This window comes from Spirosoma humi (assembly GCF_054776575.1).
Map to the genome: position 1 here is coordinate 1,604,520 of NZ_BAAHBR010000008.1, position 19,659 is coordinate 1,624,178.

Below are 19,659 nucleotides of genomic sequence, written 5' to 3' on the forward strand. Positions count from 1 at the left end.
AACACCGTCTATGAACGTAGATGCAGCAGGGGCGGTGGAAGGGTTGTCTAACCAAATTTCGTTTTGTAAAGACTCTGTGGTTCGGGTAACTTCGCTGAATGAATACAGACTCAACACCCTTGCCTGAGCGGGTTCGTCCCCGCGTTCTCGACGATGTAATTGGTCAACGTAAGCTCATTGGTCCATCGGGTGCTCTCCGGCGAGCCGTAGAATCGGGGCGTCTGCCATCCATGATTTTGTGGGGACCGCCGGGCGTTGGCAAAACAACCCTGGCGTTGTTATTGGCCGAGGCTGTTAAGCGCCCTTTTATTGCCCTGAGCGCCATCAACTCAGGCGTCAAGGAAATTCGGGATGTGTTGAGTCGGCCAAGCGGTCTTTTCTCGCCGGTGGTGTTCATTGATGAAATTCACCGATTCAATAAAAGTCAGCAGGATGCCCTGCTGGGGGCTGTTGAAAAAGGTCAGATTACCCTTATCGGGGCTACCACCGAAAACCCTTCTTTTGAAGTAAACAGTGCCCTGTTGTCACGATGCCAGGTTTACGTGCTGGAAGGGCTTAATCGGGAAGAGTTAATCCAGCTTATCGACCGGGCCATTGCGCAGGACACGTTTCTTCGGTCAAAACAAATTAAAGTCGAATCATACGATGCGTTATTGCGGCTGTCGGGTGGTGACGGACGTAAACTGCTCAATTTGCTGGAGCTGGTGGCTTCGGCCCATGTTGCTGCCGACCCGTTAATTATCACTGACGCGGGTGTAACCGCCGTTGCCCAACAGAACATTGCCCGTTATGATAAGTCGGGAGAACAGCATTACGACATTATTTCCGCCTTTATCAAATCCTTGCGGGGCTCCGACCCAAACGCGGCTTTGTATTGGATGGCCCGCATGATCGTGGCCGGTGAAGATCCAATTTTTATTGCCCGGCGAATGCTGATCATGGCTTCTGAAGATATCGGTAACGCCAACCCCACGGCCATGATTATGGCATCGGAAGCCGTGCAGGCTATTCGGGCGATCGGGATGCCGGAAGGCCGGATTATTCTGTCGCAGGTGGCGGTGTATCTGGCCACGTCGCCCAAGAGCAATGCGAGTTATGTGGCTATCGACGAGGCCATTGCGTTGGCTGAGCAAACGGCGCACCTGCCCGTGCCGCTGCACCTGCGGAATGCTCCCACGAAGCTGATGAAAGAGATTGGCTACGGAAAAGAATACCAGTACGCCCACGGCTACGAAGGTAATTTTGCGCTGCAAAACTTTCTGCCTGATGATCTGAAAGGGCGTCGGCTATACGATCCTGGTCAGAATGCCCGAGAAGCTGAGATCCGACGCAGCCTACAGAAATGGTGGGGGGACTGGTATGGGTATTGAGCGAAATGGTAGTGCCGACTGGGTAACGCGTGAGCGATTTCCTGTCTTACCAGACGATATTTTAAGCAACTGACGAGCGATCAGGGTAGACAATAGGAACTGTCACGAACCAGAACCGCTACCGTCACACCATCTGGAGTAGTTTCTGCGATGAAGCGATCTACAGTGACGCCGTGGGTTTGGAAAATGGATAACATCGGCAGTAAGTCCAGATAAGGACCTACGGAAGATATCCTGAAAAGATGCGTATTGTCATCCGGAATTTGATTGTGCACTTTTACGTACGCATCTGCCAGGTCACCAAAAATGGCGGTATAGGTGTCCATCATAAAGCCAGACGGTGGGTTGTAAATTTTGATAAAAGTAAATGATTTGTTAAATTAAATATAGTTATGATACGTAAATAGTAATAATATTTATTATCTGGCATTTTAAGTAAACTAATATGACGGCTTCAAATAAGGATAAACGCTAGTATGGCCCGGCGCTAGGAAGAGGTTGCAAGCGTCCTCGGAAAGATAAAGAGACGGCTATTGATGGACCGGTGATGGATGGGATCACTAAACGAAGACATCCCTTCTGAATTTATTTAGGGCTACAATGGCGACTCACTCAGGCAAGCCAGGTACTAGCTAATGGTATGGATCAACGCACTATATAACCAGGTGAAACGTCTTTTATCGCATCATTCCACGTTGACTTGATCTCACTATCCAGGGTGCGGCTATACATAACCGCCGGGTAAGTAGCCGAAAGCCTGGTCCCGACCGGGCGTTCAATGGCATACTCGACCCAGCTGCTATTATAGTTAAGGACAAGAAAGAGTTCCTTGTTATAGGATCGCCACACCGCTTGACGGCTGTCTACGAAGCCCCATATACTACTCTTGAGAAGCAACTTTCTCTTCGCGTGCGCATAGTGAACAAGTAAATATTTGCTCAAAACACCCCGCGACTCAATCGCTGTAATTTGAGCCGCTGTATCGGGTATAATGGCTACGTATTGATCGGGCTGTACGACCAATTCCTGACTTCGGTAGAGTATTCTGCATTGAGCATCAACCCATTGACCAGACAGTGTACCCGTGCCCAGGATTAAGAATCGTAGCCAGTTCATGCCCACTATTAGCGTCTAAATCACCACCGTACCTGTCCGTCTCCGACAACAATCCACTTTTCGGTTACCAGCTTTTCAAGGGCGAATGGCCCACGGGCGTGAAGTTTCTGAGTCGAGATGCCAATTTCGGCACCGAGGCCAAACACGCCCCCGTCGGTGAAACGAGTGGAAGCATTGGCGTAAACCGCAGCCGCATCTACCTCAAACAAAAACCGGTCAATGAACACCTGATTCTGCGACAGGATGGCTTCTGAATGGCGCGAAGAATACGTCTGAAGGTGAGATAGCGCTTCGTCCAGGCCAGCTACCACTTTTACGGCACATTTATAGTCCAGAAACTCACGGCCGAAATCCTCCTGTTGGGCGTGTTGCAGATTGGAGTAACCCGCTTTCTCAAAAATCGGATAACTTAGTTCGTCGGCGAAGACTTCAACGTTCCATTTAGCAAAGTCGGCGGTCAGCATGGGCAAAAACCGCTCTGCAATGGTTTCATCGACCAGCACACAGTCGAGCGAATTACAAACTGATGGCCGCGAAACGCGGGCGTTGACAACAATGGCAACGGCTTTGGCCAGATCCGCACTTTCTTCAACGTACGTATGACAAACACCAGCACCGGTTTCGATGGTCGGTACCAGCGAGTTTTTGCGAACGAACTGAATCAGCGACTCCGATCCACGGGGAATAATAATGTCGACATAGCGCGTGGCTGTCAGTAGTTCGTTGACAACCGCCCGGTCGGGAGGAAGCAACGTAACGGCGGCTTTCGGCACGTCAAATTCAACCAACACCTGCTGGATAAGACGGATCAGGTATTGGTTGGAGAAATCAGCTTCTTTACCACCTTTCAGAACACACGCATTTCCTGACCGCAAGCATACCGATGCTACATCGACGGTTACGTTCGGACGCGCTTCATAGATGACTCCCACAACGCCCAGTGGTACGGTGATTTTCTTAAGCTGAAGCCCCTGTTCGATACCACGTTCCAACAGAACCTCATTCGCCGGATCAGGCAAAATAGCTACCTGTCGCAGACTTGCCGAGAGGTCGGCAACGCGGTCTGCCGTAAGTTTCAGGCGGTCGTATTTTGGATCAGACGCTGGCATCCGGTCGAGGTCTTTCTGGTTTTCAGCCAGGATTTCAGCCGTATTTTCGGCCAGCACATCGGCCAGCCGATTGAGCATGTCCGTTTTCTGAGCTGGACTGAGCCGCCGAACGGTGGCTGCGGCCTGTTGAGTGGCCTGAAGAAGGGGCGTAATGGGTGTCATAATTACAAGTTCGTGAGCTGATTATTAATGTAGGCAAGTACCTCTATCAGCGTAATGTCGATACTATCGGTTACAACTTCTACGCCTTGCCGATAGTCGTGTTTATGATTAGGGAAAGAAGCCAATTTGGGGAAGTGTGGGGCATTGTCCCAACGAATAAGTGTTTCTAAATCGCTTCTCTGCCAATGAAAAGCATATTTTCTAACCGTCGCTCCTATATATTCATTTGTAAACAAAGTCGATTGATCTACAAAGTCAATTCGTAGTCTTAGCTGGAATTTAACGGCCGTATGGTCGTATTTCAGAACATCATACTGGCTAATTATTGGCGAGTTATCTAAATCATCCAAGATATGGTGTATACGGGCGTATTGACTACTCATTCTACTATTTCAATAGCACCACGCTTAATTTCTTCAATACTTCTGAGTGTGTCAGCTAGCATTTCGACAGCGGCTGTCCACTCAATGTTATCATCCCACTGTTGAACGTCTTCTTTCTCGGCAGCGGCAACGTATTTTTCAAATTCTTGGAGAGTCATTCCATATTTTCTCTCCATTTGATTGATCGTATCCTGAAAGCGATGTTTTTTTGACAGATAGTCAAACATAATCCACTGCTGCACTGATTGTTTCGTTACCTGTACCATATTGAATTGCGTTTCAGCATAAAGATGATCAAAAAGAATGATCTACAAAAGTACGATATCATTTGCATTGGCAACCTCAACGTTTTGCTGGTTAAGCTGTTGCGCCAGGGTTTCCGACGAGATTCGGGCGCGGGCTACGGCCACCGTTGTTTGATCTTCGGCCGTGATCTCAATCATTTCGCCCGTTGCAAATTCGCCGACAATGATTCTCACCCCCACGGCCAGTAGACTTCGCCGTTGCTGCAGCGCCCGAACAGCACCCGCATCGATCTGAATACGACCCACGGCCAGACTGCCACTGCCAAGCCACCGGTTTCGGGCAGAAAGAGCCGTAGCCTGTGGGGTAAACTCGGTACCAATTTCATGGCGTAACGCCCGGCTAATGCTGTCCGGTTCGCTCAACCCGAAAATAACGACCCGAATGCCCATCCGGGTCGCCAGTTTGGCAAACGTTAGTTTCGAGGCCATGCCGCCTAATCCCAGCGATGATTTGTCCGTTCGGACAACACCGAATACCCGTTCATCAAAGTTGGTAACTTGTCTGATTACCTGCCCGGTAGCATCCAGTAAACCACCCACGGATGTGCAAAGCATAAGGGCTTCGGCGCCAAAACCGACCGCAATAAGCGTAGCCAGTTCGTCGTTGTCCGAAAATTTTAATTCGCGGTTACTGACCACATCGTTTTCGTTGGCAATCGGGATCAGATCGTTGGTCCAGAGTTCTTCGTAGGTCTGCTTCAGTTGCAGAAACTGGTCCCGGTTGGCGAAGTGATGACGCTCGCACAGGCTCTGGGCAATGGAAATGCCATAGATGGAGAAAAAGCGGGAATATTGGTTAAGCAACAGCAAGTTGCCGACGGCAGCAGCGGCTTTTCGTTGCGTAATGTCGCCCCGGTATTCCCGGATCAGGGATTTTCCGGCGCCAACGGCCCCCGACGATACCAATACAATTCGATAGTATGGATGCAGTGCGGCCACCTGGCGGGCAATGTCGACCATTACGGGTTCATTCGGCTCGCCATTGGGTTTGGTAATGGACGCCGTACCGAATTTAAGGACAAGAACGGGCTTTCTCATGTCGGCAAAGATACGGACCAAGGCCGCATCACCGCGCTACTCACCTAACGGGGTTCTTTTTAATCACGGATACTGGCTCCACAAAACGGGCTTTCTGGCGCAGGGCGGCTTTGAGCTGCTTCAGGTAGTCGGCTTTCGGAATTTCGATAGCGCCATACCGGCGAACATTGTCATTGATAAACTGGGTGTCAAGCAAGGTGAAGTGTTGCTGGCGAAGACGCAAAATCAGGTGGTGGAAGGCCACCTTAGAGGCATTGCTCACCCGGTTGAACATGGATTCGCCGAAAAAAGCACTGCCCAGCGCCACCCCGTAAAGGCCACCCACCAACCTGTTGTCTATATACGTTTCTACGCTGTGCGCCAGGCCCATCTGGTGCAGTTCGGTATACGCACTGATAATTTCCTCCGAAATCCAGACACTATCATCGTCCGAGCGGGGAATGGCACAAAAATGCATCACCTCATTGAAGGCGGTATTGATGCGAACCTCGAATTGATTGCGATTAAGAACCGGACGAAGCGATTTAGCTGGTTTATAGGTTGCCAAAGGAATAATGGCACGGGGGTCTGGCGCGTACCAGTAAAGCGTACCGTCGGCGTCGGCCATAGGGAAAATACCATTAATGTAGCCGTAAACCAGATCGTCGGCGGTTAGCTTATCCATTAAACTTGTGGATGTATACTGAGCAAAGATAAAACATTCAGGGACTTTTCGGAAAGTCCTGACTGGCTGGTAACGGGCAGATAAAGCACCCGGAGCCAGCTAAGACGGTTACCGTAAAATGTATTTATGTGCCTCACATGGTGTAAATAGATCAATTGGCGAATATATTGCTCCCCGATTTAAGTAAAGTTAGTTACCCACCACGTATGTTCACTTTCCTGTTTGAGCGGCAGCGCCTGTTGCTGGTCGTTGTCCTTGCCCTGATTGGGGTATCCACTGGGCTTGCCCAGAAAGCGAAAGAAAAAGACCCTGCCCCGGCCATCAAATTCGGCCAGATTAACCCCGACCAGTTTTCAAACGCCACCACGGATTCTACCGCCGAGGCCGTTGTGCTGTATGATTATGGAGAGGTCACGTTTGACGAAAATAGCAATGACCTATGGTTGGTATCCCAGTACCACATCAGGCTGCAGATACGTAAAAAAGCAGCTTATGACCGGGCTACTATTGAACTGATTACCCGGCGTGGAAAAACGGGGCAGCACGAACTAGTCTCTGATTTCGAGGGCTATACCTACAATCTCGTCGATGGAAATGTGTCAATCGACCAACTGACCAAGACGGGCCATTTTACCGAACGGGCATCCGATCAGTTCTGGATCGAAAAATACACCCTGCCCAATGTTCGGGAGGGATCTATCATCGACTATCGTTACACGGTGCGTACGCCCTTTAACGTTAGCCACAACCCCAAAACGTGGCGGTTTCAGCAAAACATACCCGTCAACTGGAGCGAATACCGCATTACCATACCTGATTATTTTTACTACAAAATATTGCAGAACGGGTACATGCCGCTAACGGTCAATACCCGCAAAACGACCACTGTAGACTTATTACCGGGTCAGGGAGCTGTATCGGCATCCGCTTATCGGTTTGCTATGGGTAACGTTCCGGCTTTTCGTGATGAAGCCTATATTACGACGGATGACGATTACCTGGCTAAGATTGAATTTGAGCTGGCCAGCTACCAGTTGCCAGGAGCTATCAGTGCCGTAACCACCAATATTTCCGTTGGCTGGGATGCCATGGATAAAACCTTGCTCAGCGATGCTGAGTTTGGCGGGCAGTTCAAACGAGCGGCTTTCCTGCGCGACAAAGCAAAAGCACTGGTGAGCCAGTATCCCGATACGCTGAACCGCATTACAGCCGCTTATGATTTCATCCGCCAGACAATAAAATGGAATCAGGAATCTTCGTTTTGGTCGCGCAACATCAAAAAAGTATTTGATGAAAAGAAAGGTGACGCGGGCGATATTAATCTGATGCTGATTGCCTTGCTGCGGGAAATGGACATTGATGCCAATCCTGTGATCCTCAGCACCCGTTCTCACGGGCGCATTAGTGAAGTATATGCCTTACTGAAAAAATTCAATTATGTAGTCGCGCACGTTTCGGTGGGCGGAAAAGACCTGTTGCTTGATGCCACCGATGTCTATTTGGCGCCCGGCATGTTGCCCGTCCATTGTTTGAACGGCAGTGGTCGGCTTGTGCACCCAACCAGACCCCGGTTTATATCGCTGACGCCGGTAGAACGTGACGTCGATGTGCATACCGGTTCGTACACGATCGATACCGACGGCGAAGTATCCGGCACACTTGTTCTTTCGCGTGGCGGCTACAGTGCCTTGCGCAGTCGTAAGTTGTTTAATGTTGACGGAAAAACGAAGTACCTGGAGAGTGTTCAGAAGAAACGGACGGCCTGGCAGATCGAAAAAGCCGACTTTACGGGGACTGATCAAAAGAGTACGTCCTTCAACGAAATGTATACGGTTACGATACCCGAAGCTTGTGGCAGAGCCGGCGATCGCCTTTATCTGCGGCCTATGCTAACCGAAGCGCATGGCAGTAGCCCATTCAAAGAAATGGAACGGCTTTATCCGGTCGACTTTGGCGTGCTGATCGACGAGACGTTTTCGGCTACATATACCTTGCCCAAAGGCTATCAGGTGGAAGAAATGCCTAAGTCTATCTCGATGGTTTTACCCGAAAATGGTGGTCGTTTCATATATCAGGTAGCGGTCAATGCCGACAATCAGTTGCAGGTAATGAGTCGTATTTCGCTGCGGAAAACGCAGTATGTAGCCGACGAATATGGTCCACTGCGGGAGTTGTTCAGCCGGATTGTGGCAAAACACGCAGAGCAGGTTGTTCTGAAACGGGTTGACGTGGCCGAGAGAAAATAAGCGTATAATGAAAAAACATCTTTTGCTACTTCTGTTCATTAGCCAGATTGCACAAGCGCAGATCGAATACCAATCGGGATCGCTGTCGTCAGCCTTAAAAGAAAATGCCCATGCTGTTGTGCGTCGGCATGAAACTACATTTACCGTCAAGTCGATAGGGGAGGCTACCCAACGGATTCATACCGTGGTGACGGTGCTGGATGAGCGGGGCGATGATCAGGCCAAAAAAGTAGTCGGGTATGATAAACTCTCGAAAGTGACCAACCTGGAAGGCACCTTGTACGATGCGGATGGTAAATTGATCAGGAAACTTAAGAAAGCAGATATTGACGATAACAGTACTTACACGGACTACAATCTTTTTGACGATCAGCGAGTAAAAGTTGCGTCGTTTCCTAAACAGCCTTCTTATCCCTATACCGTTGATTTTTTGGTGGAAACGACGGAGCGAAACCTGATGTTCTATCCGACCTGGCTGCCCCAGGATGAGGAGCATCTGGCTATTGAACAGGCTACGTTCACGGTCAATTTACCAGCTGGTCTGGCACTGCGCTACAAGGAAGTAAATTTGCCAACGCCGGTTGCGTTGACCTCGTCAGCCGATGGAGGAAAAACATATGTCTGGAAAGTGGCTGATCGACCGGCTGTGGAGTTTGAGCCGCTGTCGCCCCCGGCCTGGGAGCAGCTGCCAATCGTATACACGGCTCCCGTCGATTTTGATGTTCAGGATTACAAAGGGCATTTAACGACCTGGAAGGAGTTGGGTCAATTCTACCATACCCTGAATGCAGGCCGTGACCGTATTCCCGAAGAATTAAGACAGCACGTGCTGGAATTGACAAAGCGTGAAGCAAGCACCTTGGGGAAAGTTCAAAAAGTATATAAGTACGTTCAGGATCAGACGCGTTACATCAGCATTCAGCTTGGCATTGGTGGCTGGCAAACTATTGAAGCCGATAAGGTAGCTGCCAGTAAATATGGCGACTGTAAAGCCCTTACGAATTATACACAGGCGTTGTTAAAGGCAATCGGTATAACGGCTTATCCGGCGCTGGTCCGAGCGGGCGATAAAGAGCCTGACTTATTAGTCGATTTTCCGAGTTTTCAATTTAACCACGTCATTCTCTGTGTACCCGATAATCGGGATACCCTTTTTCTGGAATGTACAGACGGGCACAACCCGGCGGGCTACGTTGGCGATTTTACCGGGAACCGACATGTACTCCTTATTCAGCCCGACGGAGGCCGGTTGATAAAAACACCGGCTTATCGTCCGGCAAACAACCTTCAGCAGCGTCGAATTTCAATCACCCTGACCGAACAGGGGGATGCTACGGCGGATGTAAGAACCCGCTATACAGGCCTGCAACAGGATGACTATGCCAATGTACTGCATCGATTGAGCCACGATGATCAGCGTACCTGGCTCCTTAAACGGATTCATATTCCGGCCTTCGAGCTAAATACGTTCGCGTATCAGGAGCAAAATGGGACGGTGCCTGCTGTTATTGAAACGCTGGGGCTAACGGTGCGCCGGTTGGCAACCGCTAGTGGAACCAGGCTCTTCCTGCCCTTAAATCTGATGTCGGCCTTACCGCAGGCAACCCCACAACTACAGCCCCGGCGGGCGGCTATCGAGTTAGGGGCAAACTATAACTATGAAGACAGCGATACCATTACGTACCAAATTCCGAAAGGATATGCACCGGAGTATACTATACCGCCGGTTGAGATTGACTCAAAATTCGGCCGATATACGGCAAAGCTGACGGTAAATGGTGACCGGATGACCTATATTCGTCAAATAACCATGCACGGTGGTCGTTTTCTACCGGCTGCTTATACCGACTGGGTAGACTTCCGGAAGAAGGTTGCTAAAGCCGACCGGGCACAAATGGTGTTCGTTAAACTCAATTAAACCAAACCCTTTGTCCATTGTCGAAGGTTTATAGGAAAACGATTTAAATGGTAGACATGAAAAAAAGCCTTGCCTTAGCATTACTAGCCCTGCCGCTGTTGTTCAGCCAGTGCGCGGTCAATAAACAGATATCACAGGCCAAAACCCTCGGCGATTGCCGCTATACGATCGCGTCGGCTGATAGCATCTATCTCGCTGGCATTGATGTCCGGCAGTTGAAGAAGCTGGAAGACATCAATCCAGCGCGTTATCCACGGCTGGCCACGGGGTTGCTCACCCGCAATGTGCCGCTGGATGCCCGCCTGAATATTGATATTACCAACCCAACCAATAAAGTGGCGGGCATCAATCAGTTGGAATACCGGATTCTGCTCGCTGGTCAGGAATTGTTCAATGGGTTTCTGAATCAGCGGATTGAAGTTCAGCCCGGTGGCGGACGAACGCGAGTGCCGGTACGGCTGAATACCAACGCGTATCAGTTGTTAACGGATAGCAAAACGCGCGATGCCTTCACGCAACTGGTGCAGAATTTATCGGGTGCCAGCGGCACACAACCCTCGAAGCTGACGATCCGGATCAAGCCAACGCTGGATTTGTTGGGCAAGCAGGTCAACTATCCGGGTTATATTACGATTGATCAGGATGTAACGAACAAAATTTTGATGGGGAATTAAGGCGCATACGTTTTTGTCTCTCCGGATTCAGTAGCATTTGGGTAGCCCCGGCTTTTTAGGCTGGGGCTATTTTATTGGCCGCCTTTTTAGTCCGTAGTTTATAAAGTTGACTAACGATCCAATGCGCTATCTATTCCTCTCCTGTCTGTTCGTTGGCACTATGTTGACGAGTTGGGCTCAATCGAATCAAATTCAACTCACGCACGATGAAACCCAGAAGAAGGTGACTGTCACCGTAGATGGGAAGCCCTTTACCGCCTACATTTATCCGGGCCCGGCCGTTTTGAAGAAACCCGTTCTGTATCCGATTTTGTCGGCTGGTGGCAATTTCATAACCCGCGGCTGGCCGCTGGACCCTCGTCCCGGTGAACGTATTGATCATCCGCACCATGTGGGAATGTGGTTCAACTATGGTGACGTGAACGGGCATGACTTCTGGAATAACTCCACCGAAATAGGCCCCGAACACAAAGGCCCTTTTGGCACCATCGTTCATACGGGTGTAAAGTCAATGAAAAGTGGCAGGGAAAAAGCGGAACTGGTCGTTACGGCCGACTGGCTGGATAAAGATGGAAAGGTAATGCTCCAGGAAACGACGACCTACCTGTTTGGCGCCGGTAGTGACAAGCGCGTTATTGACCGAATCACAACGCTGAAGGCCGCGGATAAAGAAGTGATCTTTAAAGACAACAAAGAAGGGCTGATTGCCCTACGCCTTGCCCGTCAGCTCGAACAACCCTCAACCAAACCGGAAGTCTTTACCGATGCGCAGGGAGTAGCTACCAAAGTACCTGTTCTGGACAATGCCGGGGTCACTGGCCTGTATCGCACCAGCGAGGGGGTAGAAGCCGACGCTGTTTGGGGAACCCGCGCTCCCTGGACCAAGCTTACTGGCACGGTTGGCAACGAAGCCGTATCGCTGGTGTTGATGGATAATCCTAACAATATTGGCTATCCAACCTACTGGCACGCCAGAGGATATGGCCTGTTTGCGGCCAATCCGCTGGGCCCGTCGGTTTTCAGCAATGGAAAAGCACCTGCCCTGAACTACACGTTACCAGCGCGGCAATCGGTTACGTTTCGCTACCGGCTGCTGATTCAGTCCGGTAATTTGTCCGATGTCGCTTTAAGGCAGTTAATGAAATAACATAAGCCGTCGACAATAGTAATTGGCCCATTCAGGAGGGGTTACTTACTTCTGGCATATTATTTGATTGTGGGTCGCTAAGTACACCAACTTGTACTACGCGTATGGCCCGACTCACTTTTTGTAGCTTTACCTCTTTAAACTATACGGTTTTCATTGCGGGCTTTTTTTTCTCAGGCCTGCTCGGTGCACAACCTCGTACGCCCAAAGCTGGCCAATCAGCCGCTTATTCTTCATTAAGGAGGGCAGCCGATGGGCTTCAAACGATCGAGAACGGGCAAATTAGGGTAGGCGTCAATACGAACTACGGTGGTGCCATTACCTACCTGGCTTCCCTCGACAGTCATGGTGGACAGGTAAGCACGACCAACATGGTTAACAATTCCGATCTTGGTCGGCAAACGCAGATTGCCCTTTACAGCGGTCCCGCTGACTACTCGTCGAAATCCACGACCGGCTGGTCCAACCTTGGCTGGGATCCTATTCAGGCCGGAGATTCTCATGGCAATCCGTCTCAGATAGTTACGTTTGAAAAGCAGGAAAATCTATTATATGTAAAAACGATTCCCAAGCAGTTCGCCTTAAACAACGAACCGGGTGAAGCCACCATTGAACACTGGATTCGTCTGGACGGGAACGTGGTGAAGGTTCATGCTAAAGTTGTCATGAACCGTTCCGACAAAACGCAGTATGAGGCCCGCCAGCAGGAGTTTCCCTGTGCTTACATGAACGGCGATTACCACAATATGTGGTTTTATAAAGATAGCTCACCCTATACAAACGGGCCGTTGCATCTGGAACGTATACAACCCCCGAGTACGACTATCTTTGGCGATGTACATCCAACAGAACCCTGGATGGCGTCTGTGAATGATAAGGGGTATGGGGTCGGATTGTACGTACAGGATAATTACGAATGGAAAAGAGGGTATTTCGGAAGTGACCTTGGGGGCGACGAGTACAGCCAGGTTGCCTCCTATATTGCGGCTACAAATCGGGTAATTCTGGATCATAACATGGTTTATGAATGGGACTACGAATTGATCGTAGGCCACCTGAACGACATTCGCCAGTATGTTTATGCAAAACCCCGGTTGACCGCTGGTCTTAACTACCGTTTCGATACCTCACGGAAAGGCTGGTATTATCATCAGGCACGAGATACGGGCTGGCCCATCAACGGTAAGCTTCATATAAACCTGAATACCCCCGAAAGTAAAAATGCCATTACCTCACCATTTGGTTTCTGGAATGGCCGTACGAACCCAAAACTGTACCTGCGTGCAGCGTTCAAGACGCAGAGCGATAAAGTGCGGCTCAAATGGCGCCGGAGCGAAGACCAAACCATATATGGTACGCCAGATCGGTACATGGATTTTCCGATTATCAATGATGGAGAATTTCATACCTATGAAATAGACCTCAGTCAGAACGATAGCTGGTTGGAACATACCATCGGACAAATTGAATTTGCAATGACAACGGATGGCCCCGCGACGAATAGCTGGGTAGAGCTTGAGTGGTTGTCAGCGTCTAAAGGCGGCCCTACAGACCAACTTAGTTCTGTCCCACCGATTATCAACAAACCAGTAGCTAGTCAAGAGCCTGCTGCCGTGCCTGTAACCGTACCTTGCAGACCGGGTTCTGCCCCCATTACCGTAAAACGCCTGACTTATAGTCGTGCAAAATAAAATGGTGTGCGTTGTCTGATCAAATAAGAAGCCGACGAGAATTCTCGCCGGCTTCTTGCTTATAACTACATATATCTTGTGTATGCTAATTCAAATGCACCAGCGCTGACCGGTAAACACGCCCTTCGAGCGTTTCCAGCCATGAGCGGAGTAGGGCGTTCTCCGTCGTGGCCCGGCCAAGCTCGTTATCAATTTGCCGTAACAGGAAAAACAACTGGTGCACATGCATCCATTGCTCAGCTAACTGATTACCCTCCTGGATCGTCTTTTTTTGTTGACGGGCTTCCTGGGTGAGTTGCCGTAAACTCATTTTGAGGTGATACCGTAACATAATCAGTCGGCTGGCCATCGGCAAATCGCTAGGATTGCGTTCCATATGCGAAATGCTCTTTGCTAACATGTTATTCCGTTGCTGAAGCTGATCAGATACAATCATCCAGGCATGTTCAGCCTGAAGCGAATTATAAGTAATAGTTTGCATAGAATTCAAGTACGGATACGGTTTATAAACAAATATACTAAGTATACAGTAACTTCCGTCTGTAGGTTGACATTTTTGCAAAATAATTACTATGCTATTTAATGGCGCGCCAACTATTCGCTAAGTTTCAGGGCGAAAGTAAGTTATTAAAGGAAGTCGGGCCCATCTCCGATAAGCCGGTTATAAACAACTTGGTGGCTTTTGTTTATCGTTTATGGTTTGAAGTTTCCCGGTAAACCTCGAACTTATCGGCCCCAACGTCATTTCGTCTTATGGATCCTATTTATCGTGCGCTCATCGTCTGCACAAACCATACCGATTATCCGACGAAGCCGCACAAAACAGGCTTGTGGTTAAGTGAAGCAACGCATTTCTACGATGAGTTGGCGGGCCGTAACCTGCCTTACGACATTGCCAGCCCGAACGGCGGGCCAGTGCCTATTGATGAAAAGAGCATGGATCGGCGTGATGCCATAAACGAAAAATGGTATCACGATCCTACATTCCGGGCTAAACTGGAAAGCTCCATACCTATTGACGACGTAAATCCGGCGCTATACCAGATTATTTACTTCACCGGTGGTCATGGCACGCTCTGGGATTTTCCTAATAATCCGGCTTTGCAGGCGATCACACGTCAGATTTATGAAAAGGGAGGGATGGTAGCAGCCGTGTGCCACGGTGTAAGTGCCTTGCTGAATGTAACGCTGTCTGATGGATCGTTATTGATTGATAATAAGCAACTAACGGGCTTTTCGAATATGGAGGAGAAGCTTGTCCGGCTGGATGAAGAAGTGCCCTTTCTGCTGGAAGACCTACTCCGGCAAAAAAAAGCCATTTATAGCAAAAGCTTAATTCCCTTTCTGCCTTATATAGAAGTTGATGAACGGCTGGTAACTGGCCAAAATCCGCTTTCGGCCCGGAAGGTTGGCCGGAAAGTTCTGGAAGAGATGTATGAAAAATAGCGCACCGAGGCTGTTCGGAAAATGGCCTCGGTGCGCTGTTTGTTAGACTACGGCATGAGGGAATAGCTCGCGAAGTGGTTTTAATTCCTGATCTTTTTCCGAAACGATAGGGTTCGTAACCCCCCAGCTTATATTCAGATCCGGGTCGTTCCAGATAATGCCTGACTCGGCTGATTTGTTGTAAATATTCGTGCACTTGTAACTGAAAATACTGTCTTCCAGGGCAACAAAACCGTGGGCGAAACCTTCCGGGATGTAAGCCATATTGCCGATTTTGGCATCCAGCAAAAAGAGTTCATGCTGCCCGAACGTGGACGAACCGGGCCGTAAATCCACTGCCACATCCAGTACCTGTCCTGTAATTACCCGAACAAGTTTACCTTGCGCAAATGGTTCGTTCTGCATATGCAGTCCCCGAAGAACACCCTTGACGGAAAAAGACTGATTGTCCTGCACAAAATCCATTGGTAAGCCCAGCGATACGAAAAGCGGCTTGTTATACGACTCGAAGAAATGACCGCGTTCGTCTTCAAATACGCGTGGAGTTAACTCAATTAGACCTTCAATGGCTGTTTGCCGAACGTGCATAATCCAGATGTGTTACGTAGTGGTATCTCTATTGTGAGCAAATTTATGAAACTGGTACCATAAGTTGTACTTTTGAGCAGAATCATTTTAGCCATTGGCCGGGTATTGAGCATGACCTATTCGGAATTAAGGGAACAGATTTTTCAGAAACAATCTTATTTGTGTGTTGGGCTAGATACGGATCCCCGCAAACTTCCAAAGCAGTTACGAACCGAAACGGATCCCGTTTTTACGTTCAACAAAGCCATTATTGATGCAACCGCCGATGTGGCTGTCGCCTATAAACCGAACATTGCTTTCTACGAAGCGCAGGGGCCAGGCGGCTGGGAAAGTCTGCAAAAAACACTGGACTATATCCCGAAAAATTGCTTTACCATTGCCGATGCCAAACGGGGGGATATCGGAAACACATCTGACTTGTATGCCCGCACGTTTTTTGACCCCACAGCGGCCGGACTAGCCTTCGATTCGGTTACGGTAGCCCCGTATATGGGTAGTGATTCTGTACTTCCTTTTTTAGCCTACGCCGGGAAATGGGTTATTTTGCTGGCCCTGACGTCAAATCCGGGAAGCGCCGATTTCCAGCGTCAGCAGATTCAAGATGGCCCGAACAAACAGGCGTTGTTTGAAGCTGTCATTCACAAGGCTCAGACGTGGGCTACCCCCGATCAACTGATGTTTGTGGTAGGGGCCACTCAGACAGATGAACTGGCGCAAATTCGTAGGCTGGCACCCGATAATTTCCTGCTTGTTCCCGGTGTTGGCGCACAAGGCGGCAGCCTGGCCGATGTGTCACGGTTAGGGTTGACGAAGTCGGGTGGATTGCTGGTCAATGCGTCAAGAAGCATTCTATATGCCTCCGATGGAGCCGATTTTGCGGATCGGGCCGGGGAGGAAGCAAAACGGTTGCAACAGGAAATGGCCGCTCATTTGGCTGCTCTAGCTTAAATACTAGCAATAAATAGCTTTTAAGAGTCTTTATTAAGCATCATTTTTGTTAATTATGTTTATATTGACTTTCCAATTAAGGTGCCTTAGCACCTGTTAGCTATTTTCCTGTGCCCGAAGCTTTTCTGTATTTCATCTGGCAGTATCAGTATTTCTCCAGAAACAACCTGACAACCACCGACGGCGAGGTTGTGCAGGTCTTGCACACGGGCTTTCGAAATCATGATGCTGGACCGGATTTTACAAATGCCCGTCTGCTCATTGCCGATGTGGAGTGGGTCGGGACCGTAGAGATGCATATCCGAACATCGGATTGGCTGGCACATCGCCATCAGCACGACCGGGCATACGATAACGTTATCCTGCACGTTGTCTGGCAGGATGATCGGGGGCCAAACGGTCATCGGGTGGATAGATCTGATGGTATGCCATTGCCCACACTGGAACTCGGGCCGCTTACCGATCCTGCATTAATGGCACGTTATCAGGTACTTAGCGAATCGCCAGACATTATTCCCTGCGCCGGACAGTTCAAGGCAGTTTCTCCGCTGCGGCTTACGTCCATGCTGGATAAAGCCATGCTGCAGCGGCTGGAACGCAAGGCTGCCAGCGTGCAGGAAATTGCCAAAGCAACGAATGGTGATTGGGAGGAAACGACTTATCGGGTACTGGCGGCTAACATGGGATTCAAAATCAATACGGATCCCATGATGCAATTGAGTCGGGCGTTGCCATTGAAAGCAATATTGAAACACCGGGATGTCTTGCTGCAGGCCGAAGCAATGCTGTTTGGAACGGCCGGTTTATTACCTGCCGACGAATCGGATGAGTATGTCGTAGCCTTACAGCGGGAATACCGGTTTCTGTCGGCTAAATACATGCTTACACAAAAGCAGGTAATGCCGCATGCCTGGAAATGGGGCCGGTTGCGACCCGCTAATTTCCCAACGCTTCGGTTAGCCCAATTTGCTCGCTTATTGACCAAACACAGCAGTTTGTTTTCCCTGTTTGTGGGAACAACGGATGTTGAGCGATTCAGTAAGGCATTGCAGATTACGCCCTCCGACTATTGGCAAACGCACTACCGGTTTGGAAAGACTACGGAAAAAGGCGCACCCGCCCTGGGCCAGCAGGCGGCTGAAAATATTGTGATCAACACAGTTGTTCCCTTGTTGGCGGCTTATGCCCATCATCGGGGACAACCCGCCTACATTGACCGGGCCATCAGCCTGCTTGAACAATTACCTCCAGAAAAAAACCGCCTGACTGAAAACTGGGAAACCCTTGGACTTGGGATTCGGACAGCGTTCGATTCGCAGGCGGCTATTGAACTTTACAACGAGTTCTGCTCCGTTAAAAAATGCCTGAATTGCCAGGTCGGTGCAGCATTGGTCAGATAGGCAATAGGTTGTATTGAGACATATACAGCCTATTGCCTACATCGTCAAATCTAGCTGGTTACCACATCTTGCTTGGCAGAGTCCCAGGTTACACGTTTACCGGTATGCAGGGCCGTAGTGGCCATGATGTTGGCAACGGAGTGGTTGAAACCAACCCGCGCCGGTGCGTTGGGCTCCTTGCGGCTACGAACACAACCCATCCAGTTCAGCATGTGAAGCGAGGTCATTGGGTCGCCACCGGTATTGGCCGAGGTTTCCATTTTAGCTGCTTCGCCAAGCGACATGGTTGGCAGAAGATTCGCCTGCATATTCATGTCTTTGGCGTATTTAGCTTCCAGACCACCTTCGGGCGAGATTTTGTTCGTATCGAGGTTAATCATGCCGCCGTTCGAGAAGTAATATTCCTTCACACCACCCGCTTCATTGTTCATTCGGGAGGAGTACAGTACCTGGAATCCTTTCGTTTTATCGTTATCCGGGCCGTAATCAAATACAGCCGTGAACGTATCGGCGTTGACGCGCCCATCTTTCCAGCTATACACTCCGCCATTAGCAACTACCGAGCGGGGATGATCCAACCCACTGAACCAGTGAACCGTGTCAATCTGGTGCGACATCCACTGGCCCGGAATACCAGACGAGTATGGGTAGAATAGCCGGAATTCCAGGTATTTACGTGGGTCCCAGGCTGTTTTTGGGCGGTTCATTTGGTAGCGATCCCAGTCGGTGTCTTCCTTGCGTATCTCGGATACTAACTTGGGACGGCGCCAGCGACCAGGCTGGTTGACATTCCAGGTCATTTCAACCATGGTGATATCCCCAAATTTTCCGGATTTGATAAACTCATTGGCCGAGTGATAGTTGGGAGCCGACCGGCGTTGCGAGCCAACCTGCACAATTCGCTTCGAACTTTCGACGGCCTTTACCGCCTTTCGGGCGTCGTCCAGTGATTCGGCAAAAGGCTTTTCGCAGTAGGCATCACGACCCGATTCAACAGCCGCTACACAATGCAGGGCGTGCTGGAAATCGGCAGTGCTGATGATAACCGCATCGACATCTTTCCGGTCGAGGAGTTCGTCGTTGTTACGGGCTTTGAAAAACGAATCGTCGTTCCAGCCTTTACCTTTCAAAAATTGTTCGGCTTCATCGCGCCGACGGTTCCAGATGTCCGATACGCCGACGAATGCGAAATTCTGGGCTTTGGCGTGCTCCATAAAAGCGGGTGCCAGCGACTGACGGAATCGGTCGGAGAACCCAATGATGCCAACCCGAACGCGGTCGTTCGAGCCGAGGATACGGGCGTAGCTACCCGCCGAAAAGCTCATGCCAAGTCCGGCAAGAGCAGATTTTTTTATGAACTCACGACGATTTTCCATATGATATGATAAGCCGGGAACAACAGACAATTAGTAAAGGCGCTTACCCCGAAAGTCTAATGGCTGTTAATCAGTTTC

Annotated in this window: 19 protein-coding genes; 9 read left to right on the forward strand and 10 right to left on the reverse strand. The window is 49.7% G+C overall.

The annotated features are described in order from the left end of the window. Positions 1 to 98 precede the first annotated feature (98 nt). Positions 99 to 1,370: a replication-associated recombination protein A gene (locus ACYU8Y_RS15340; RefSeq protein WP_460938706.1), complete on the forward strand. Its 1,272-nt coding sequence runs from the start codon at positions 99 to 101 to the stop codon at positions 1,368 to 1,370. A gap of 80 nt (positions 1,371 to 1,450) precedes the next feature. Here ACYU8Y_RS15340 and ACYU8Y_RS15345 read toward each other — a convergent pair whose 3' ends face one another. The 7 genes from ACYU8Y_RS15345 to aat all read right to left on the reverse strand — a co-directional run bounded on the left by ACYU8Y_RS15345 (position 1,451) and on the right by aat (position 6,147). After that, a complete protein-coding gene (locus ACYU8Y_RS15345; RefSeq protein WP_460938708.1) occupies positions 1,451 to 1,699 on the reverse strand; it encodes a hypothetical protein in 249 nt (82 codons plus the stop codon). Positions 1,700 to 2,015: 316 nt separating this feature from the next. After that, positions 2,016 to 2,486: a hypothetical protein gene (locus tag ACYU8Y_RS15350; protein WP_460938710.1), complete on the reverse strand. Its 471-nt coding sequence runs from the start codon at positions 2,484 to 2,486 to the stop codon at positions 2,016 to 2,018. Between the two features lie 20 nt (positions 2,487 to 2,506). Then, positions 2,507 to 3,757, reverse strand: a complete 1,251-nt coding sequence (locus ACYU8Y_RS15355; RefSeq protein ID WP_460938712.1) for a glutamate-5-semialdehyde dehydrogenase — start codon at positions 3,755 to 3,757, stop codon at positions 2,507 to 2,509. Between the two features lie 2 nt (positions 3,758 to 3,759). Next, the gene (locus ACYU8Y_RS15360; RefSeq protein WP_460938714.1) at positions 3,760 to 4,140 is read right to left on the reverse strand and encodes a toxin-antitoxin system TumE family protein; all 381 of its coding nucleotides are present in this window, start codon (positions 4,138 to 4,140) and stop codon (positions 3,760 to 3,762) included. Beyond that, complete coding sequence (locus tag ACYU8Y_RS15365; RefSeq protein WP_460938716.1) at positions 4,137 to 4,406, reverse strand: hypothetical protein; 270 nt, start codon at positions 4,404 to 4,406, stop codon at positions 4,137 to 4,139. The genes ACYU8Y_RS15360 and ACYU8Y_RS15365 overlap by 4 nt, the downstream gene beginning before the upstream one ends. A 42-nt stretch (positions 4,407 to 4,448) precedes the next feature. Next, positions 4,449 to 5,483, reverse strand: coding sequence for a glutamate 5-kinase (proB, locus tag ACYU8Y_RS15370; protein ID WP_460938718.1), 1,035 nt, complete (start codon positions 5,481 to 5,483; stop codon positions 4,449 to 4,451). A 40-nt stretch (positions 5,484 to 5,523) separates the two neighbouring features. Further along, positions 5,524 to 6,147, reverse strand: coding sequence for a leucyl/phenylalanyl-tRNA--protein transferase (aat, locus tag ACYU8Y_RS15375; RefSeq protein ID WP_460938720.1), 624 nt, complete (start codon positions 6,145 to 6,147; stop codon positions 5,524 to 5,526). Between the two features lie 206 nt (positions 6,148 to 6,353). Here aat and ACYU8Y_RS15380 point away from each other — a divergent pair, with 206 nt between their 5' ends. The 5 genes from ACYU8Y_RS15380 to ACYU8Y_RS15400 all read left to right on the forward strand — a co-directional run bounded on the left by ACYU8Y_RS15380 (position 6,354) and on the right by ACYU8Y_RS15400 (position 13,823). After that, entirely contained in the window at positions 6,354 to 8,393 is a 2,040-nt protein-coding gene (locus ACYU8Y_RS15380) for a transglutaminase domain-containing protein (protein ID WP_460938722.1), read from the forward strand. A 7-nt stretch (positions 8,394 to 8,400) separates the two neighbouring features. Next, positions 8,401 to 10,311, forward strand: coding sequence for a DUF3857 domain-containing transglutaminase family protein (locus ACYU8Y_RS15385; RefSeq protein ID WP_460938724.1), 1,911 nt, complete (start codon positions 8,401 to 8,403; stop codon positions 10,309 to 10,311). Positions 10,312 to 10,367: 56 nt separating this feature from the next. Next, positions 10,368 to 10,985: a hypothetical protein gene (locus ACYU8Y_RS15390; protein WP_460938726.1), complete on the forward strand. Its 618-nt coding sequence runs from the start codon at positions 10,368 to 10,370 to the stop codon at positions 10,983 to 10,985. Between the two features lie 121 nt (positions 10,986 to 11,106). Further along, positions 11,107 to 12,132: a DUF6807 domain-containing protein gene (locus ACYU8Y_RS15395; protein ID WP_460938728.1), complete on the forward strand. Its 1,026-nt coding sequence runs from the start codon at positions 11,107 to 11,109 to the stop codon at positions 12,130 to 12,132. A 104-nt stretch (positions 12,133 to 12,236) separates the two neighbouring features. Next, positions 12,237 to 13,823 (forward strand): hypothetical protein, encoded by a 1,587-nt coding sequence (locus ACYU8Y_RS15400; RefSeq protein WP_460938730.1) that lies wholly within the window; start codon positions 12,237 to 12,239, stop codon positions 13,821 to 13,823. Between the two features lie 85 nt (positions 13,824 to 13,908). Here ACYU8Y_RS15400 and ACYU8Y_RS15405 read toward each other — a convergent pair whose 3' ends face one another. Then, entirely contained in the window at positions 13,909 to 14,304 is a 396-nt protein-coding gene (locus ACYU8Y_RS15405; RefSeq protein ID WP_460938732.1) for a hypothetical protein, read from the reverse strand. 272 nt (positions 14,305 to 14,576) lie between these two features. Between ACYU8Y_RS15405 and ACYU8Y_RS15410 the strand changes: the two genes are divergently transcribed. Beyond that, positions 14,577 to 15,269 (forward strand): type 1 glutamine amidotransferase domain-containing protein, encoded by a 693-nt coding sequence (locus tag ACYU8Y_RS15410; protein WP_460938734.1) that lies wholly within the window; start codon positions 14,577 to 14,579, stop codon positions 15,267 to 15,269. 42 nt (positions 15,270 to 15,311) lie between these two features. On the opposite strand, the gene rfbC is transcribed toward ACYU8Y_RS15410, so the two are convergent. Continuing rightward, a complete protein-coding gene (rfbC, locus tag ACYU8Y_RS15415; RefSeq protein ID WP_460938736.1) occupies positions 15,312 to 15,857 on the reverse strand; it encodes a dTDP-4-dehydrorhamnose 3,5-epimerase in 546 nt (181 codons plus the stop codon). Positions 15,858 to 15,968: 111 nt separating this feature from the next. On the opposite strand from rfbC, the gene pyrF reads away from it, so the two are divergent. Together pyrF and ACYU8Y_RS15425 are read left to right on the forward strand one after the other, a co-directional pair. Next, positions 15,969 to 16,805, forward strand: a complete 837-nt coding sequence (gene pyrF / locus ACYU8Y_RS15420; protein WP_460939046.1) for an orotidine-5'-phosphate decarboxylase — start codon at positions 15,969 to 15,971, stop codon at positions 16,803 to 16,805. 110 nt (positions 16,806 to 16,915) lie between these two features. Then, positions 16,916 to 18,205, forward strand: a complete 1,290-nt coding sequence (locus tag ACYU8Y_RS15425) for a DUF2851 family protein (protein ID WP_460938738.1) — start codon at positions 16,916 to 16,918, stop codon at positions 18,203 to 18,205. Positions 18,206 to 18,255: 50 nt separating this feature from the next. On the opposite strand, the gene ACYU8Y_RS15430 is transcribed toward ACYU8Y_RS15425, so the two are convergent. Then, positions 18,256 to 19,581 carry a Gfo/Idh/MocA family protein gene (locus ACYU8Y_RS15430; RefSeq protein ID WP_460938740.1) on the reverse strand — a complete coding sequence of 442 codons (1,326 nt, stop codon included), beginning with the start codon at positions 19,579 to 19,581 and terminating at the stop codon, positions 18,256 to 18,258. Positions 19,582 to 19,659 lie beyond the last annotated feature (78 nt).

Excerpts from the sequence above, each read along its gene's own strand:
- ACYU8Y_RS15395 (WP_460938728.1), top strand. The coding sequence starts at position 11,107 with ATGCGCTATCTATTCCTCTCCTGTCTGTTCGTTGGCACTATGTTGACG.
- ACYU8Y_RS15405 (WP_460938732.1), bottom strand. The coding sequence starts at position 14,304 with ATGCAAACTATTACTTATAATTCGCTTCAGGCTGAACATGCCTGGATG.
- pyrF (WP_460939046.1), top strand. The coding sequence starts at position 15,969 with ATGACCTATTCGGAATTAAGGGAACAGATTTTTCAGAAACAATCTTAT.
- ACYU8Y_RS15385 (WP_460938724.1), top strand. The coding sequence starts at position 8,401 with ATGAAAAAACATCTTTTGCTACTTCTGTTCATTAGCCAGATTGCACAA.
- ACYU8Y_RS15400 (WP_460938730.1), top strand. The coding sequence starts at position 12,237 with ATGGCCCGACTCACTTTTTGTAGCTTTACCTCTTTAAACTATACGGTT.
- aat (WP_460938720.1), bottom strand. The coding sequence starts at position 6,147 with ATGGATAAGCTAACCGCCGACGATCTGGTTTACGGCTACATTAATGGT.
- ACYU8Y_RS15430 (WP_460938740.1), bottom strand. The coding sequence starts at position 19,581 with ATGGAAAATCGTCGTGAGTTCATAAAAAAATCTGCTCTTGCCGGACTT.
- ACYU8Y_RS15340 (WP_460938706.1), top strand. The coding sequence starts at position 99 with ATGAATACAGACTCAACACCCTTGCCTGAGCGGGTTCGTCCCCGCGTT.
- ACYU8Y_RS15410 (WP_460938734.1), top strand. The coding sequence starts at position 14,577 with ATGGATCCTATTTATCGTGCGCTCATCGTCTGCACAAACCATACCGAT.
- ACYU8Y_RS15365 (WP_460938716.1), bottom strand. The coding sequence starts at position 4,406 with ATGGTACAGGTAACGAAACAATCAGTGCAGCAGTGGATTATGTTTGAC.
- ACYU8Y_RS15345 (WP_460938708.1), bottom strand. The coding sequence starts at position 1,699 with ATGATGGACACCTATACCGCCATTTTTGGTGACCTGGCAGATGCGTAC.
- rfbC (WP_460938736.1), bottom strand. The coding sequence starts at position 15,857 with ATGCACGTTCGGCAAACAGCCATTGAAGGTCTAATTGAGTTAACTCCA.
- ACYU8Y_RS15360 (WP_460938714.1), bottom strand. The coding sequence starts at position 4,140 with ATGAGTAGTCAATACGCCCGTATACACCATATCTTGGATGATTTAGAT.
- ACYU8Y_RS15350 (WP_460938710.1), bottom strand. The coding sequence starts at position 2,486 with ATGAACTGGCTACGATTCTTAATCCTGGGCACGGGTACACTGTCTGGT.
- proB (WP_460938718.1), bottom strand. The coding sequence starts at position 5,483 with ATGAGAAAGCCCGTTCTTGTCCTTAAATTCGGTACGGCGTCCATTACC.
- ACYU8Y_RS15355 (WP_460938712.1), bottom strand. The coding sequence starts at position 3,757 with ATGACACCCATTACGCCCCTTCTTCAGGCCACTCAACAGGCCGCAGCC.
- ACYU8Y_RS15380 (WP_460938722.1), top strand. The coding sequence starts at position 6,354 with ATGTTCACTTTCCTGTTTGAGCGGCAGCGCCTGTTGCTGGTCGTTGTC.
- ACYU8Y_RS15390 (WP_460938726.1), top strand. The coding sequence starts at position 10,368 with ATGAAAAAAAGCCTTGCCTTAGCATTACTAGCCCTGCCGCTGTTGTTC.